Origin of the sequence: Novosphingobium subterraneum (assembly GCF_000807925.1) — a bacterium.
Taxonomy (GTDB): domain Bacteria; phylum Pseudomonadota; class Alphaproteobacteria; order Sphingomonadales; family Sphingomonadaceae; genus Novosphingobium; species Novosphingobium subterraneum.
In genome coordinates this window covers 46,979-64,988 of sequence record NZ_JRVC01000005.1, presented here as the reverse complement: position 1 = coordinate 64,988, position 18,010 = coordinate 46,979, and the positions used below count along the sequence as shown (strand labels likewise).

Genomic DNA, 18,010 nt, shown 5'->3' with positions numbered 1-18,010 from the left:
GTCGGGACGTGGTTGGACGTGGCTCGCCCGAGCGCAATGGCGCCGGCAAAGTAAGACGCAGAGGAACTGGAATGGACGTCAGATCGGTCCTGGTCGCAGATGCCCGGCGCATGCTCGAACGCCTTGCCAGCGGCAGCATCACTCGTGCCCCCAAGGTGACCAGCAGGCCATCGTCGATCTACACCGATGCGGATCAGTTCGAGCGTGAGAAGGAGCACCTGTTCCGACGCGTACCATTGCTGCTGGCAGCGTCGTGTGAGCTGCGCAATCCGGGCGATTGCAAGGTGATGGACGTGGTTGGCGTGCCGTTGCTAATCGTGCGCGGGAAGGACGGAGTGGTGCGCACATTCCTTAATGCCTGTACCCACCGTGGGGCGCGCCTCATGCGCGAATGCGGGAACGCAGCGCGGCTGACCTGTCCCTACCATGCATGGAGCTTCCGGCTCGATGGATCGCTGCTGAGCATTGCAGCGCGGGAGTCTTTCGGCGAGATCGACCGCGACGCCGCCGGTCTTGTTTCATTCCCCACTACCGAGCGGGCGGGACTTGTATGGGCCATCATCGACCCCGCCGCCGAACCCGATTTTGACGCCTTCCTCAGCGGGTTCGACCAGTTGCTTGCACAGTTCGGGTTCGACACGTGGCATCATTTCAAGAGCCGCAGCCTACCCGGCGCGAACTGGAAGCTCGCGTTCGATGCCCACCTCGAGTTCTACCATCTGCCCGTATTGCACCGAGAGACCTTTGGTTCTGGCATGAGCAATCTCGCCGAATACTTTTACCTTGGCCCGCATCAGCGCCTCGGTTTGCTGACCAAAGCGGACCATGTACTCGAACAGGATGACATCGCCGGCCTCGCCGACATGCCAGAGAGCGAATGGCCGCTCGCCTCCCTGCTGTTCGGCGAATGGATCGTCTTCCCGAACGTCTCGATCAACTGCTTTTACAAGGGCGGCCGCGGCGTGATCCTGTCCCAGGTCTGGCCTGGCCAGACCGTAGGAGAATCCGAAACCGTGCAGATATTCTTGCACGAGAACCCGCCGGATGAAGAACACCTTGCAGATGCAACGGCGATGTCGGACTTCCTCGGTAAAGTCGTCGGAACCGAAGACCTGCCAATGTCACGCGAGCAGCAGTCAGTACTCTCATCGGGTCTGCTCCGCGAGGTTCGCTTTGGCCGGAATGAGGGCGGTGTCCAGCATTTCCACGAGTGGGTGGATCGATTTGCGGATTCGCCAAAGGACCTGCCAATGGCACAAGTGATGCAGCGTCCGTGATGGTGCCGGTTTCACCGGCACGTCTCTCACTTTCCCGGAAATCTGTCATCAACAACTGGCGCCCGCTCCGACCATCGGTGGCAGCCACCCAGGTTATCAAGCCACCAGGTGAACGCTGTTTGGAGGCCCAAATCGCAGGATCTCCCAGCCAAAGATGACTCCTTCAGGTGCGCAGATCAGCGACCGAGGTGGCCATCAAAAAAACGGAGCATCACGTCGTACGCTTCAAGCGATTCGGGAATATCGGAATTGTAGAAGAACCCGTGAAAAAGCCCCTCCCAAACGTGGAGATCGGCTTTGACGCCAAGCGCAACCAGGCGAGAATGTGTCTTCACGGCAGAGCTTAGCTCAAAGCCCCTTGTTCCGGAAATGATCAGCGTTGGTGGAAACTGACGCAGCGTTTCATCTGAGGACCCTGGCGAAACGGTGGGATCTTTCGGATCTGCCCCCTTGAAATAAGGCAGCGCGGTCCAAGGCAATTGCGCGTCGGCCGGCCAGTCCGGGGCAGCACGCGCGTCGCCGATGGCAGCGGTCATATAGTCCGCATCCCCACCGAAGCCGAAGGCGGAAGTGGTGAGCCCAGCACAGAATACTCCGATCGCACCGGGACGTGGCAGGCGGTGCTTCTGAAACCATGCCGTAGCCATACCGGTTAGCATTCCGCCCGCAGAGCACCCATAAATGCCGATATTGCGCGCCGGGTAAGTTTTGAGCAATTCGCGATATACTGCAGCCACGTCCTCACTGGCAGCGGGAAAGACATGAACAGGTCCTTGGCGGTAGTCGACCGATACGACACGGACTTTGCCGATTGCGGTGACAGGGATGGATTCCAGCTCTGCGCACCCCGGGAAACAACCCATGAAGCCGCCACCGTGAAGATTGATCAACACGCGCTTGCGATTTTTGCGTAAAACGCCCTCTCGAGGGCTGTAATCCAGAACGTGCACGCCGCCGATCTGGCGCTCGACCATGGTCGGAGCGAAAGTTGCCTTCGCCTTCGCCAAGTATCCCTGCATGAACACGGGCACGCCAGCCACCTGCTTTAGCTGCTCCGGATCCTGCATGGCCTTGAGGTGGTCGGTCAGATAGGCCTTGGCCTCAGCGCTCAGCATCGAAGAGACCGGCACCGCCATGGCGGGCACATGGACCGTACCATCGTCATCCACCTGGATTACGGAGGGCATGCTGGCCTGCGCAAAGGACTTGGCGACGGGGCCGAGCAGCAGTGCAGGTGCGACCAATGACGCCACAATTCGCTTCAACCCCGACATCGCTGTACCCTCTCTTAGCAGCTGGAGCAGTCCGATCGCTTGCTGCGGATGTGCGTAATCGATTGCATTATTCTCCGCAAGGCGTAAGAAATCGATTACGCATTCACCAAGACTCCGTAAGAGAGCATGGCCTGGAGAGACCAAACGTGAACTTCACCCGAAGGACGGCTGGCGCAGCAGCCCTGGCAACGGCATTGATGCCTTCCTTGCTAGGCGCGCGCGAAAGGGGCGGTGCGGCGGTTCTTGGAAAGGCCGCTGTGACTCCGATGACACTGCTCGATCCTGAACTGCGCGACGGGGCAAAGCTGATCCTCGCCCAGCCCCTGCCCGATCCTCTCGATCATGCTGCGATTGTGGCCATGCGCAAAGCCGCGCCACCACCACCGGAAATTTTGCCTGCGCCCGCCCCTGCGGTCGACTTCCGCATGATTCCGGGCTCTCACGGCCACCCACCTGTCAAGGTCGCAGTAATTGGTGCAGGCCGAAAGACGGAGTTGCGACCTGCGGTCCTGCACATCCATGGAGGCGGCTTCATCGTCGGACGCATGGCCGACACCATACCCGCATCACAGCAACTGGCGCAGGAATTCGACTGCATCGTGGTCGAAGTGGACTACCGCCTTTCCCCTGAAGCGCGCTTTCCGGGGCCGCTAGAGGACTGCCACGCGGCGCTGGCATGGGTCCATGAAAACGCAGATGATCTAGGCGTGGACCGCGCGAGGATCGCCGTGAAGGGTGAAAGCGCCGGGGGTGGACTTGCCGCCATGCTTGCCTTGGCTGCCCGCGACCGGCGAAGCGTCCCGTTGTGCTGTCAAATCCTGATCTATCCGATGTTGGATGACCGGACCGGATCAACCCGACGCGTGCCGGATTTCATCGGCACGATCGGTTGGAATGAAACAGGTAATGTCGTAGGCTGGAGCAGCTTGCTCGGCCAGCCTGCCGGCCAAACCAAGGTCCCGGCTGGCGCAGTTCCGGCGAGGATGCCCAACCTAGAGGGCTTGCCCCGTACGTTCATTGGCGTGGGATCGCTTGATCTCTTCGTCGAAGAGGACATGATCTACGCTCAACGGCTCGTGCAGGCTGGCGTCCCTACTGAACTGCTCGTCTCGCCTGGCGCGTTTCATGGGTTCGACTTCGTGGTGCCTGATGCTAACGTATCGCGAGCCTTTGCCAGCGCGTGGAAGCGCACGTTGCGCATGGCTTTCGCCCGACCCGCGGCAGCCTGACAACCATATTCTTTAATGCCGCCGCTGAAGGCCTCAATCACCAACACGTGCGCAATCGATTACCCAACTATTCGAACAAAGGGAGGATTAGGATGAAAGTTTCTCAGCATGCAGCCAAGCTGCGCCTTGGCCTGATCGCTTCGGCAGCCTGTGGCTTGGTCGTGTCTGCACCGAGCTTGGCGCAGGATGCTTCTGCCGGCAGCGCGAACGCCCCAGTGGATGCGGGCGAGATCGTCGTGACAGCGCTCAAGTCCGGTTCGGTTCGACTCGACAAGGTGCCGCTGGCAATTCAGGCGTTCAACGGCGATGTGCTGAAACAACGCAACGTGCGCGATGGCGCGGACCTCATCCAACTGATCCCTGGCGCCTCACAGGCACAGGAAATCGGGGCGGGTTATCGCATTTTCTCGTTTCGTGGTTCGGGCGCCGGCGGTCCCATTGGCGATGGCCTGATCGGCTACTACCTCGACGACACGCCCTTCGGCGTGCCCAACAATCAGGCCGCTCCGCCGGTGCAGTATTTCGATATCGACCGCGTTGAAGTTCTGCGCGGTCCGCAGGGGACCCTCTATGGCCTTGGCTCTTCGGCTGGGACCATCATCTATCACACCAAAAACCCCGACCTCGATCAGGTGACCTACGCCGGAGAACTTGAACTGTCCAAATCGGCCGAGGCGAGCGATCCGAACTATCGGGGGGCAGCCGCGATCTCCTTCCCGCTGGTCCCCGGCAAGCTAGGCCTGCGTGTGAGCGGCGGATACGATCGTCGCGCCGGCGTGGCCGACATCTATTCCGGAGCGCCGACTGGTACCCCGCGCGAGCGGGACGCAAACCATGTCACCTCCAAGGACGTGCAGGCCGTGCTGCTCTGGAAGCCGGACGAGCTTACTTCGGTTCGGACGCGCTTTTGGTACTTCGCCACGGATCAGAAATACCTCAACGTGATCAACTCGCTCGACCCGCCGTTCGCGGCCTTTCAAGGCGACGTTGTCGGCTTTGACAAGCGCCGTGCCTGGTATGCATCAAACACCCTCGAGCGCGAATTCGGCGCCGTCACGTTGACTAACGCGACATCCTACCAGAAGTCCTTGCCCGGCGGCTTCCAGGTCGGCCTCAACCTTGGCGCGCCGCTTGGCACCGGCGTGCTGATCAACGGCGGCGACGCGCGCAACTTCGTAAACGAGTTGCGGGTTGCTACAAGCGATGCCGGGCCGCTCAAGGGCGTGGCCGGCGTTTTTTACCAGAACGCGCGCAGTCTCTACACGTTCAGCCTGACGTTCCCGGCCTTTGGCCTGAACGGGCAAACCATCACCAAGACCGAGAATGCAGCAGTGTTCTCCGAGGTGAGCTATGAACTGTTCGGCGGCAAGCTCGTACCGCTGGTCGGCTTGCGCTATTTCAAAGACCGACGCGAAGCGGACTCCATCTCGAACGGAGTGCGAGTTCAGAGCCAGGCGCGGCCCGACGCATTGACCTGGCGGGCCAACCTCGCGTTCAACCCCAGTTCCGACTGGATGCTGTTTTTCAACGCTGGCACCGGTTTCCGCAGTGGAATTCTTCAGTCACAAGCACAGGCCGACGCGGTGATCGCGGATGGCGTGCCGAGCGGCATCTCGCTGACGCCGGACCAGCTGCGCAACCTTGAAGTGGGCATGAAGGGGGCACTGCTGGACGGGGCGCTGCGGGTGGCCGTCAGCCTTTACGACATAAAATACACGAACATCCAGAGCGCCTTCAACACGTCGATCGGGCTGGCGGCTTTTGCTAACCTCGGCGATGGCAAAGCGCAGGGGATCGACATGGAAATGACATGGCGGACGCCGCTTCAGGGCTTGACGCTCAATGCCATCGGTAACGTCAACGACTCCAAGTTCACACGCGTCCGCCCAGCGTTCGCCGGAGCCGATCCTCGCATTTCCAACGGCTTGCGCCTGCTCAACACGCCAACACACAATTTCCGTTTGGATGCGAGCTACGAACGGCCGATCGGCAATGCCACGCTTTTCGCTACCAGTTCGGCAACCTTCATCGGCCGTTCGCGTCTTGGGGATGCCACGGTCAACGAGATCAATCCCTACGAACTCTATCAGGCGAGCATCGGCGTGCGGTTTGATCGATACGAAGTGCGCCTGTTCGGGGACAACCTGTCCGATTTACGCGGCCCCACCTCCGCCAACGGTCCTACGCTTCTGGCAGGGCCACGCCCGCGCACGATCGGGGTGACATTCCGCGTCAACACCAACTGATGCAATTCTCGGTGATACCACTCCTTCCCCCAAAGGTATCGCCGAGGTCGCATAAGGATGCGAGGGTATGCAGAGGCGCGATATCATCACTGCTGCGACCGGTGTTGGAGCAATTGCCTTGGCACCAACTGCAGCAACGTCTGCGCAGGACCAGGCGATGCCGTTCTTTGACAAGAGGGCGCCAATTTATACCGATGCAGCACGACTTACGGTCAGGACCACTGCCGGACCCATTAGGGGCTACCGGCAGGGCGCAGTTACCGTGTTCAAGGGCGTGCCCTATGGAGCGCCCACCGGTGGTGCCAATCGCTTTCGTGAACCGCGCCCACCCGAGCCCTGGAACGGTGTTCGCTCATGCCTTCACTACGGCCCGATTGCACCGCAGGACAAGGGCATGGGACGCTTCCGTGATGAGGAAGCCTTCATCTTCCGCTGGAACGACGCCGTCGAGGATGAAGATTGCCTTCGACTCAACATATGGACTCCAGCTATTGATGCCGCGCGCCGTCCAGTGCTCGTCTGGTTGCATGGGGGCGGCTTTGCTGCCGGATCCGGGCATGACATTCCGGCATTCGATGGCACGAATCTGGCTACCAGTGGCAACGCGGTGGTGGTTACGCTCAATCACCGACTGAACCTGCTGGGGTTTTTCGATCTGTCCGACTGGGGCGAGGAGCATGTTACCTCGGCCAATCTCGGCATGCTTGATATCGTAGCTGCACTGCGCTGGGTGCGCGACAATATTGCCCGATTTGGAGGGGATCCCTCGCGCGTGACGATCTTCGGCCAGTCGGGCGGAGGGGCCAAGGTCACTGCGCTGATGGCGATGCCCACGGCCAAGGGGCTGTATCACCGAGCGATGGTGCTTAGCGGGTCCTTCGCGATGTTCAACACGCCGACCAAGACCCGCCGGCTTTCCCGCCTAATTCTTGACGAGCTCGACATTGCCAAGGGCGATCTGGCCTCTCTGCAAACGCGGCCTTATTCAGAAATGCAGGCGGCAGCCCAGCGGGTCCTTGCCCGGGTCAATCCGCCTTTCGACAGCTTTGTAGACGTGCGCCGGATTCCGGATATGCTGAACTTCGCCCCGACGCTGGACGGGCAAACGCTGCTGGCAGACCCCATGCATCCAGAATTTGCGGCGAACGATCCGCAAGTCCCACTGATCATCGGCTCCACGCTCAACGAATTTGTTACCGGCATCAACGATCCCGCAGCGTTCGAGATGGACGAAGCAGCACTTCAGCGCAGGGTCGAACGATTCGCTCCCGGCAGGGCAGAAGCAGTTATCGCCGGATTTCGGGCGAATGCGCAGAACGAAAAGCCCTTCGCATTGTGGTCTCGCATCGCGACTGCACCAATCCGCGACGCCGTGATCAATCAGGCGAGAAGGCGGTTCGAAAGCAAATGCTCCCCGACGTGGCTGTTCTGGTTCACTTGGCAGACTCCGGTGCTTGAGGGTCGACCGATGGCTTTCCATTGCCTCGACATTCCGTTCTGGTTCGGAAACACTCAGACCTGTGCATCGATGACCGGCGGTGGAATGGACGCGGTGGCCCTGTCCAATAGCATGGTTCAGGCTCTGTCGGCGTTTGCCGCCCAAGGCGCGCCGGCGGCCCGCGGCATTCCGCCGTGGCGCGCCGCATCGCCAGACGATATGGCATCGCTGCAGTTGGATTCTTCACCGACCATGATCGGAGAAGACGACGCAGCAGAACGCGCCACTCTCACATGAATGTGCGCTTGCAGTTTGCCACTGGCGACACCGCGTGTAGGTGTCACATCAGCGCGGAGAGCTATTATCCTTGAAGGCGGGCAACGGTAGTCGAACAGGCATGGTCAGCGTCAAGAATCTCAAGGAATTTGCCGAACTGGCGGGAGTTTCGACCGCCACCGCTTCTCGCGCATTGACCGGATCGGGGCGCGTAAGTGACGAGACGCGCAAACGCATAGCCGTTCTGGCAGAAAAACTCGGCTATCAGCCCAACATTGCGGCTCGCAACCTGCGCACGCAGCGTACGATGACCATCGGCGTGCTGGTACCCTTGGGGCACGAAGCCCTGCAGCACCTGTCAGACCCATTCTTCAACACGATGACAGGCTTTCTGGCCGATGCTTTTGCCGAAAACGGTTACGACATGCTGTTGTCACGCGTGCTTCCCCGCAACGACCGCTGGATGGACCGCTTCATCGGAAGTGGGCGAGTCGACGGTATCGTGGTCGTCGGCCAATCGGACCAGTTCCACGTCATCGAAACCATATCGCGGCGTTACGAGCCAATGGTGGTTTGGGGCGGCTACTCGCCCGGTCAGCACCACTGTTCGATCGGATCGGACAACCGACTCGGCGGCAGGCTCGCGGCAATGCACCTGATTGACCGAGGCTGCAGACGCATAGCCTATGCCGGGCCGTTGGAAGGTTCGGAGTTCGGCGAGCGTCTTGATGGTGCCCGGCGGGCGCTGCTTGAGGCGGGGGCAACTCCGCTTGTGGAACTGCGCACGCATTTCGAACCGGATGCCGCCTATGCCGACGTGCGTGAGCAACTGGGCAACATGGCGCAAATCCCCGACGGTATCGTCGCCGGATCCGACGTGACCGCGATCAGCGTGATCAGGGCGCTACGCGACCTTGGTCAGCGCGTACCGGATGACGTCCGCGTGATTGGCTACGACGGCCTGCCGATCGGCGAGCACATGAGCCCGCCGCTCAGCACAATCGACCAGCAGTTGCGGCACGGAGCGCAACTGCTCACACAGACGCTCCTTCGTAGGATCGCCGGAGAGGCGACGCGATCCAGCCAGATCGAGCCGCACGTCATCGTGCGCGGATCGACCTAGACAACCACCCGCGATGTCCCTCCGTCCAGCGCGATGCGGAAGAACGGCGCCGGGTACCCCGCAAACCGTTCACGCCGCAGCTGGGCAGTGGTAAGGGTAGCAGGGTCGGCGACCCCTGGAAAATCTGCGAACCCGATGACCCGGAGATCATCCATCACCCACCAGCTGTATTCCTGTGCTGGCGCGTCAACGGGGTTTGCGGCAATAAGTCCGTGGCCGTTCAGGAACATGAATGGCCCCAGCGGCCCATCCGAAACGGCACCGTAAAGCCCTGTCGGCCCCGAGGAACCGCTAGCTGCAAACACCTTCCGCTGAGTTGACCAGAACAAATAGTAGCGACCATCAACGACCCTCATGTGCGGGCGCTCGAGTTCGTTGTTGAAGCCCGCCGCGCTAAGCACAGGCGGCAGAAGGCGCCAGCCGGAACCTTCTGCGCCGATGGCTTCAGCTACTCCTATCACACCGATCCATCGCGATGGCGACTTAGCACATGATCCTGTGAGGAACAGGAAGGAACGGCCACTGGCGGGATCACGGAAAAAGCCCGGATCGCGGAAACCAAATATTTCCCCTCCAACACCGGTGATCTGGTTGGCAATCATGTAATCTTTTCCGTCGGCCTCGACGGATTCAACGGGCCTTGACCAGTCAGACAGGATTACGGCCCCGTCCGCTTCGGAAAACCGGCAACGAGCCTCGAACAGGCGCTGCTCAAGGGTTGCCATAGAGGATCCACGCCGCCCGGCAGCGGTAAAGTATACCGTAAGCTCGCCTTTTTCCTCATCCAGGACTGCAGAGCCGGACCATTCGCGATCGCCGGGGGTGAAGCCATCGGGAAAAACCGGTTGGTGAAGCGTCCAGCGGCCATCGTACTCGCTTGCCAGACGGATACGGGCGATTGCGTGGCGGGAATCGGGGTCGGCGGCCACAGGCGCAGTAAGAATCATCCAGAACGCCGCACCATTGAAGCGAGGCAGCGTGCCGTCGGCCCGTTCGATAGGCCACATGTCCCAAAGGTCGAAGCCATCCACGCGGGCAGCGGGTGCTGGCGAGAGAGTGGGAATGGAGTTGGTTTCGGAGAGCGCCAACCCACCCAGGTCTGCAGCACTCCACATCGTCGGGCTCGCACAAGCCCCGGAGGCAACGCGTTTGCCAGTCTCGGAAACGGTAGTTGCCATAGTGAGATCTTCCTCCGGGAGGATTGCGCGAAGATTGCGCAATCGTTGACTCTTCTTGCCCAATCAGATGGCGGAGCGAGAGTGCGCGGGAATATCCACGGCTCAACGACTCCAGCAAAATTCCGGCAGAGCCCAAAATTTCACAGTACTTTTTGGCTCACCGCACCTGAATGCTCCACCCTTTTTAGGTTAGAGCAATCGATTGCGCAATCGCATCTTTTGTGATGAAAGGAGCCCGAATCGGACGAAGACAGGAAAAGTCGCGTCCAAACCGGCCAGGACTGCGCCGATCAAGGGAGGGAATACCCATGCACACACGTTCCGTTCTGCTGGCCTCAGTAGCAATTGCAGCGTCATCCATGACTGCCAATGCACAGGATGTGGCAACACCTCAGGATGACGGATCATCCGTACCGACCGAGATCGTCGTCACAGCTCAGAAGAGCAGCGAACGGCTCTCGAAGGCTCCCGTTGCCGTCAGCGTTGTTTCGCAATCACTGCTTGATCGACAGGGCCTGACCACCAGCGAACAGATCGCGACCACGGTGCCAACGCTCAAGCTTTCGCAGAACGGATTTGCCATTCGCGGAATTGGCTCGAACAATGGCTTTAGCGGCTATTCCACAGTCGCAACCCAGTTCGACGGTATCTACAATCCGTCCCCCGTCGCACTTTCGCTGGCCTTGTTCGATCTTGGAGCCATCGAAGTGCTGCGCGGCCCGCAAGGCACAGTGTATGGGCGCAATGCCACTGCCGGTGTCGTGAACATTAACACAGCCGACCCGGGACGTAATTTCGGTGGCAGCGCCAGCCTGCAGTATGGCCGCTTCAATGATATCCGTGCGCAAGCTGCCGTAGATCTGCCAGTGAACGACATGCTGCGCGTCCGCGTAGCGGCGTTCCATCAGGTCAACGACGGGTACGGCCCCAGGTTTGCGGCGCGCCGCTTTGACAAGATTGACCTTTCGGCGGTGCGCGTTACCACGGTATTCGATCCGGCGCCGAACCTCAGTTGGCGCCTGTCGGGCTCCTATGCCCGGAACACCGGCACAGTCGCATCAGTGTTCCTGCGCAACTACAACGTCTATCCGCAGGCAGATCTGGTGGCGGGCACGTTCGGCCCGGTCACGATCGTCCCCTCGGATGCGATCAATCCCGGCTTGGATACCGTAACCAGCAACCGGCAGGACATCACCAGCTATGACGTACGTTCGAAGCTGGTGTGGGATGCCACCGATAGCCTCAGCTTCACATACCTTGCCGGTTATTCACTCCTCAAGAACGACGGCGTCACGGCCTCGACCGGCGTGTTCTCGCAGGAATACATCGATCATCGCACCCGCACCTGGTCCCACGAAGTTGACGTGAATTACGAGAATGGCCCGCTCAAGCTAGTTGGCGGCGCATTCCTGTATGAGGATCGCCAGCCCTCGGGCACCCGACTGCTGCACGCCGGCAATACGGCGCCCGCTCCTTTCAATCTGGTTTTCAACCTCTTCGGCGCGAAGGTCGTCGGGACAGGCGATCAGATCTCCACGATTGACGCTGTCGATGTGGTCAACACTTATGCCGGTGTGGGCAGCAAGTCTCGCGCCCTGTTCGGACAGGCAACCTTCGCGATTGCACCATCGCTTCGCCTTGTCGCGGGTATCCGCTCAACCTGGGATACGGTTACCAGCCATGAGCAACAACTGGTTTGCCCGGGCCAGTCGTTTGACCGCGATACAATCGCCCCCGATGTCTGCCCGACCTTCACGATCGCCTATACCGATGATCGCAACCGTCCGAGCGCGAAATACAGCAAGGTCAGTTGGAAGCTGGGCATCGACGCCGACGTGACTGAGAACCTGCTCGCATATGCTACGGTCTCGACCGGCTATCGCGGGGGTGGCCTGCAGCCGAGTTCCAATCCGGCGAACTTCCGAAGCTATGCGCCTGAAACCGTCGACAATTTCGAGCTGGGTCTGCGCGCCAACCTGATGGGTGGCCGCCTGTTCCTTGGCGCCACGGCCTATCAGATGAACTACAAGGACCTGCAGGTGTCGTCGATTATCGTCGATCCGGTGCAAGGCCCGATACCGGTTACGACCAATGCGGCCCGGGCGCGCATTCGTGGCATCGAGCTGGAAACAACCTTCCGCCCCACCCCGGCAGATCGGTTCACGGCCTACTTCTCTTGGCTGGATACCAAGTTCCTGCGATTTGCCAACGCACCTGACAATCTGGGCTCAGCCGATACGATCTACAACATCTTCGCGCCGATCCTGGGCTTTGCGCCGATTGCGCCGGCAGTTGCCGATTACTCGGGCAATCGGCTGCCTTTTGCACCACGCTTCAGCGGGCGCTTCAGCTATGCTCACGAGTTTGAAACCGCTTCTGGCTGGAAGATCACTCCGGCAGTCGACTTCTTCGCGCAGACGGCAACATTCGCCAGCGTGGACAACGCCATCCAAGGCCGGATTGCAGGTTACACGAAGACCGATTTCAACCTGCAGTTCGACGAACCTTCGGGGCATGCCTACCTCAACGTGTTCATGAACAACGTCGAGGACCGTCGCATCCCCACAACCGTCGTTCCCGTTTGGAGTTCGACGACCGCCAGCTATGCCATGCCGCAAACCTATGGCTTGCGCGTCGGCTTCAAGTATTGATCGCATTGACAACAGGAAGCGCCGTGGCCGGAGCGATGATCTCCGGCCACGCATGCCGGAGAAGGTCATGCGTATGCCGGTCGATCGCAGGCAAATGCTGCTGGGAAGTGGGCTTTTTCTGATGACTTTACCTGTCAGCGCCGCAAGGGAAGCGCTGAAGATTCCGCAAGGAGCCGGACCGCTTCCGGCCGAATGGATCGGAGCGCCGTCGATCACCTTGTGGGACGGCCTGCCGCCCGGAAGCCCGCGTACAGCGCCCAAGCCATCAATCACACTCGACCCCACTTTCATTACAGGGGTCGCCCGACCGGAGATGCGCTTGTTCCGTCCAAAAAGGAGCAACGGGCAGGCTATACTGACGATCCCGGGCGGAGCCTACACGTTCGTCTCGATCCGCAATGAAGGCACGGACGTTGCGCGTACCTTCACTGAACTGGGCTACACCGTATTCGTGCTAGTTTACCGCCTTCCTGGCGAAGGCTGGGCGAATCGCGCCGATGTGCCATTGCAGGACGCACAGCGGGCGATGCGCTTGATCAAGAGTCGGGCAGGACAATTCTCCATCGATCCCGACAGGATTTCCGTGATCGGATTTTCTGCAGGTGGTCATCTTGCTGCATCGTTGATCACCGCCGGCAGGGACGGCTGCTATGATGGGCGCGATGCGGCGGACCAGTTGGATCCGCTGCCCAGCCTCGCCGCTCTGATCTACCCGGTTATAAGCACCGAACCGCCCTACACGCATCAGCAGTCGGTTGAAATGTTGCTCGGCCCAAATCCGACTGCTGAGGCAATTGAGCGCCGCTCTCCTGCACGCCGTATCGGTGCAAACACGCCCCCAACCTTCCTCGTGCACGCTCTTGATGACGTGCCAGTGCCATCCCAGAATTCCCTGCTGTTCCTCGATGCGATGCAGCGCGCCAGGCGTCCGGTTGAAATTCATCTGTTCGAAGAAGGGGGCCATGGTTTCGGCATCGGCCCATCCAATGCGCCGGCGGGACAGTGGCCCCAACTTTTGAGTGCCTTCATTGCCCGCCACATGGCACCGTCCTGACAACAGGCCTTGGCTTGGCCGACAGTTGCAGCAAGGCAACCCGGTCTCCCCGCGATAGGTTCGAGCTGCTGTCGGCAAGCCGAGGAGACCTTCGATCTCACCAGCCCAGTTCGCGGCGCCCTTGACTTTGGGTTGCCTATGCCACTAGGGCGCGCACCGAAAACCGGGGTCTTGCCCCGCTCATCCATCCCGTTTCGCCGAGTCCTGTCGAAGGGCGTCTTGAGGATCCACCCGGGCAGGGTGGAGGAGTGTATTCATGGCCAATGTAACCGTTATCGGCGCCCAATGGGGCGACGAAGGCAAAGGCAAGATCGTTGACTGGCTGGCCAGCCGTGCCGATGCCGTTGTCCGCTTCCAGGGTGGGCATAACGCCGGCCACACCCTCGTTGTCGGCGAACAGGTCTACAAGCTTTCTCTGCTACCCTCGGGCATTGTCACTGGCACACTCTCGATCATCGGCAACGGTGTGGTACTCGATCCGTGGGCGCTGAAGGCCGAGATCGAAAAGCTGACCGCGCAGGGCGTCGAGATCAATGCCGAAAACTTCGCCATTGCCGACAATTGCCCCCTAATTCTGCCCCTGCACCGCGACCTTGACGGTCTGCGCGAACAGGCAGCCGGCTCAGGCAAGATCGGCACCACGGGCCGCGGCATCGGCCCTGCCTATGAAGACAAAGTCGGCCGCCGCGCGATCCGCGTGTGCGACCTTGCCCATCTCGATGCGCTCGATGTCCAACTCGATCGCCTCTGCGCGCATCATGATGCGCTGCGTGCAGGCTTTGGACAGCCGCCGGTCGATCGCGCCGCACTGATCGCCGAACTGCGCGAGATAGCGCCGTACGTCCTGCAGTTCGCCCAGCCGGTCTGGAAGCGCCTCAACACCGTCCGCAAGGCCGGCGCGCGCATCCTGTTCGAGGGCGCGCAGGGCGTCTTGCTCGACGTTGACCACGGCACTTATCCGTTCGTCACCTCGTCCAACACCGTCTCGGGCACCGCCGCGTCCGGTTCGGGTCTTGGCCCTTCGCAGACAGGTTTCGTGCTTGGTATCGTCAAGGCCTACACCACCCGCGTCGGCTCCGGGCCGTTCCCTACCGAGCTTGAGGACGAAGTCGGCCAGCGCCTTGGCGAGCGTGGCCACGAATTCGGTACGGTCACGGGGCGCAAGCGCCGCTGCGGCTGGTTTGACGCGGTGCTGGTGCGTCAGTCCTGCGCCATCTCTGGCGTGACTGGGATTGCTCTCACCAAGCTTGACGTGCTGGACGGTTTCGAGAAGGTGAAGATCTGCACCGGCTACCGCCTGCGCGGAAAGGTGCTGGACTACTTCCCGGCCCACGCCGCCGATCAGGCTGAGGTTGAGCCCATCTACGAAGAGATGGACGGCTGGGATGGCACCACTGCTGGCGCGCGTTCGTGGGCTGACTTGCCCGCCCAGGCGATCAAGTACATCCAGCGCGTGCAGGAATTGATCGAAACGCCGGTTGCCCTTGTCAGCACCAGCCCGGAGCGCGAGGACACGATCCTTGTGCGCGATCCCTTCGTCGATTGAACACCTGCAGCCTCACCGTCCGGGCGGATGGTGAGGCTGCAAAGCTTCAGTTCTTCTTGCCGACGGTCACACCTGAATAGATCGATTGCTGTCCGCCCGGCGGATTCAGCTGCAGGAGGAACGAGCCGCCCCATTCGGCAGCGTTGGCTCCAAAGAACATGCCGTTGAGGAAGCTGGTGCTGAGCACGTCGGTGCCGGTTCCCCTGAGGGAGAACGTGTTGCCAACGCCGCAGCCCGGACAATTGCCTGCAAGCGATCCACTGTAAGTGAAGTTGCCGAGGCTCGACGTCGCGTTATTGCCGACATCTGTCGCCGTCAACGCGAGGACTGCGCTGCCAGTGCCTGCGGCGAAGTCTGCCGTGAAAGTGCTGGTCCCCGAAAGCGAAGCCTCGCGCTGCGTCGCACCGTTCCGGCCATAACCGTAGACTACCCCGGAATAGCTTGCCGAGCCCGTTCGCGGGATCTGGAAGCTTGGCGTCAGGCCGCCGAACGGCACATAGTAGTGCGTCGCCACCTGGCGTCCGTCTACCGTGTCGGTTCGCACCACTTCGGCAAAACTGGTGTAAGTCAGGGCAATCGAGGGGTTGCCGCTACCGAACTTGAACACCCGCGCCGTGTAATCGGCACCGCGATACACATCGAAGGTGCTGGTGCTTTCCGCCGCCTTATAGTCCGCCGCCGCCAGCGTCTGCGACAGCTGCACGGCGTTGCCGAAGTTCGTGCCAGTCGTCTTCGACGTGAGAACATATGACTTGTTCGTCGGGTTGTAGGTAACCTCGACATTGGTATCGAGAAGCGCCTGCTCCGCCGGGCTGAGACCGTTGACGACATAGTACTGGGAATCGTTGCCATTCAGCACAGTAGTCGTCGTGAGGCCGGCAAGTCCGCTCTGGGAAGCGGTGCTGTCCGAACCGCGGCCGCCTGCAAGCGTAGCTGCCATGACGGCACCGCCGGAACTGTTGGCCTGAACCACCGCCCCGATCTGCTCCCCAGCCGGACCGAAGAACTTGCCGGTCAGCGTGCCGTTGTAATCGGTCGTACCATCGAAGGTGATGTCACCATTGAACGCATTGGCGCTTGATGAAAGCGTCGCGTTTCCGCTCCAGTTGCCTGCATCCGATTGGGTGCCCGGCAGGCCCGCCGAGGTGCCCGGAATGGCATTGCCAACAGTATAGGCTCCAAGCGTCGAAACGGCGCCAGTCTGGAAGTTGACGTTGAAACTGCCATTGCCGTTCACGCCACTGATCTTCGACCCGTTGGCCAGTATCCCGCCATTGAGGGAAACGTTGAAGGCAGCCGTCCCGGTTCGCGGGGTTGAGGAATTGGCCGTCGCGAAACCATAAACGAACGCATCTATCTGGCCGATGCTCGATTGCCGGTCGGTCAGAATGCCTGCGCGCAGGTAGTCGCTGCTTGTGTAGAAGTCATACGTCAGCCCGACCTGTCCCGCCTTTGTCGGCTGCCACATGATCCGGCCATCAGAACCGTAAAACACCAGTGGCGATCCATTCTCACCCTGATGCACAGACGCAAGCCCGCTGCCGGCGCCCACTGCTGAAAGATAGCCTGCTCCATCAAGGGTGCCCTTCACGGAGGCGCTCAACGGTTGATAGAACTGGTCGGTGGAAGGGCTGGCAAGGCTGGTCGAGGTATTGACCGGTGTCGTGCCGCGAGCGCCGTAGATCACACCGGTTGCGGCGACGTCCGAGTTGGGGTTTTGCGAGAAGGCCGCCCCAACTTCCTCGGCGTTGGGGCCGAAGAAAGCCCCGTGCAACTCACCCGTTCCGGCGCTGCCCAAGGTCAACTGGCCAAGAAAACTGTTCGCGCTCTTGGACAGCAGCGCAAAGGCGTTCCAGTTATAGCCCCGCGCGGTGACATTGGTCTGAACATCGGTCTCGTCGTAGAAGCCGCTTCCGGCAATGCCGCCGGACAGGAAATCGACCGAAAGCTTGCCTGTCCCTCCCAGCGCATAAATGTTCGTGCTGAACGTCCGCGCGCCCAGCAGCTTTACATCGAAGCTGGCCGCGCCCGTCCTCGGCAGCGTTCCGTTCGGCGTCTGTACCCCATAGGCGAAGGAGGAAATGCGCCCATCGATCGTGGTGCTTCCATTGACCTGGCGCTGCCAGATCCCTGCCCCCACGAAACGGGTCTGACCTGCGGCTGTGCCTGTCGTGGTCAACGAGAGGAACTCGGTCGTATTGCCCGAAACGAACTTGTAGGTCGTAATTGCGCTGTTCGATTGCGTCGCGTCGATGTCGCCTGGACCGAAAGTGCGGCTGCGCGTGCCGTCCGAGACAGTCCAGGAGCGGTTAGTGGCGTTGTAGGAGACCGTGAGCGCCAAGGCTGAAGCCGAGGTGCTGACCGCGGCGCCATTGGTCGGAACACTTACAGTTCCGACAGATGCCACATTCTTGAAACTTTCGCTGACAAGCGGCGCGACCAGGCTCGTGTTTGCTGTCGGTGTCGGTGTCGGTGTCGGTGTCGGTGTGGGCGTAGGCGTGGGTGTAGGTGTAGGTGTAGGCGTCGGTGTGGGTGTGGGTGTCGGCGTAGGCGTAGGCGTAGGCGTAGGCGTAGGCGTAGGCGTAGGCGTAGGCGTAGGCGCAGGCGTAGGCACCGGAGTGCTGCTGACGCCATTGCCGCCACCGCCGCACGCTGCCAGCATCAATGCAATGGTCAAGGCAGACGCTGTCGCCGCCCTGCGGTCATGTCTGGTCATTG

The 18,010-nt window shown here is 60.8% G+C and carries 11 protein-coding genes; 8 read left to right on the top strand and 3 right to left on the bottom strand.

Annotated features, from left to right (window positions below; translation table 11 throughout):
* The first annotated feature begins 71 nt into the window (after positions 1 to 71).
* Positions 72 to 1,277, top strand: a complete 1,206-nt coding sequence (locus NJ75_RS06285) for an aromatic ring-hydroxylating oxygenase subunit alpha (protein WP_052242119.1) — start codon at positions 72 to 74, stop codon at positions 1,275 to 1,277.
* A gap of 176 nt (positions 1,278 to 1,453) precedes the next feature.
* Here the strand turns inward: NJ75_RS06285 and NJ75_RS06280 are convergent, their stop codons facing one another.
* Entirely contained in the window at positions 1,454 to 2,551 is a 1,098-nt protein-coding gene (locus NJ75_RS06280; protein ID WP_039332607.1) for an alpha/beta hydrolase fold domain-containing protein, read from the bottom strand.
* A gap of 266 nt (positions 2,552 to 2,817) precedes the next feature.
* On the opposite strand from NJ75_RS06280, the gene NJ75_RS06275 reads away from it, so the two are divergent.
* From NJ75_RS06275 to NJ75_RS06260, 4 genes are all read left to right on the top strand, one after another.
* Entirely contained in the window at positions 2,818 to 3,780 is a 963-nt protein-coding gene (locus NJ75_RS06275) for an alpha/beta hydrolase (RefSeq protein ID WP_236727086.1), read from the top strand.
* A gap of 92 nt (positions 3,781 to 3,872) precedes the next feature.
* A complete protein-coding gene (locus NJ75_RS06270; RefSeq protein WP_039332603.1) occupies positions 3,873 to 6,026 on the top strand; it encodes a TonB-dependent receptor in 2,154 nt (717 codons plus the stop codon).
* A gap of 67 nt (positions 6,027 to 6,093) precedes the next feature.
* The gene (locus NJ75_RS06265; RefSeq protein WP_052242117.1) at positions 6,094 to 7,761 is read left to right on the top strand and encodes a carboxylesterase/lipase family protein; all 1,668 of its coding nucleotides are present in this window, start codon (positions 6,094 to 6,096) and stop codon (positions 7,759 to 7,761) included.
* Positions 7,762 to 7,861: 100 nt separating this feature from the next.
* A complete protein-coding gene (locus NJ75_RS06260; RefSeq protein WP_039332601.1) occupies positions 7,862 to 8,863 on the top strand; it encodes a LacI family DNA-binding transcriptional regulator in 1,002 nt (333 codons plus the stop codon).
* Here the strand turns inward: NJ75_RS06260 and NJ75_RS06255 are convergent.
* Positions 8,860 to 10,041: a glycoside hydrolase family 68 protein gene (locus tag NJ75_RS06255; RefSeq protein ID WP_156135726.1), complete on the bottom strand. Its 1,182-nt coding sequence runs from the start codon at positions 10,039 to 10,041 to the stop codon at positions 8,860 to 8,862. The genes NJ75_RS06260 and NJ75_RS06255 overlap by 4 nt on opposite strands.
* Positions 10,042 to 10,349: 308 nt before the next feature.
* Here NJ75_RS06255 and NJ75_RS06250 point away from each other — a divergent pair, with 308 nt between their 5' ends.
* The 3 genes from NJ75_RS06250 (at position 10,350) to NJ75_RS06240 (ending at position 15,292) form a co-directional block, all read left to right on the top strand.
* Positions 10,350 to 12,692: a TonB-dependent receptor gene (locus NJ75_RS06250; protein ID WP_169804124.1), complete on the top strand. Its 2,343-nt coding sequence runs from the start codon at positions 10,350 to 10,352 to the stop codon at positions 12,690 to 12,692.
* 67 nt (positions 12,693 to 12,759) lie between these two features.
* Positions 12,760 to 13,746 (top strand): alpha/beta hydrolase, encoded by a 987-nt coding sequence (locus NJ75_RS06245; RefSeq protein ID WP_236727079.1) that lies wholly within the window; start codon positions 12,760 to 12,762, stop codon positions 13,744 to 13,746.
* A gap of 256 nt (positions 13,747 to 14,002) precedes the next feature.
* Positions 14,003 to 15,292, top strand: a complete 1,290-nt coding sequence (locus NJ75_RS06240; protein WP_039332593.1) for an adenylosuccinate synthase — start codon at positions 14,003 to 14,005, stop codon at positions 15,290 to 15,292.
* Positions 15,293 to 15,338: 46 nt separating this feature from the next.
* Here NJ75_RS06240 and NJ75_RS25015 read toward each other — a convergent pair whose 3' ends face one another.
* Complete coding sequence (locus NJ75_RS25015) at positions 15,339 to 18,008, bottom strand: beta strand repeat-containing protein (RefSeq protein WP_236727078.1); 2,670 nt, start codon at positions 18,006 to 18,008, stop codon at positions 15,339 to 15,341.
* Positions 18,009 to 18,010: the final 2 nt, after the last annotated feature.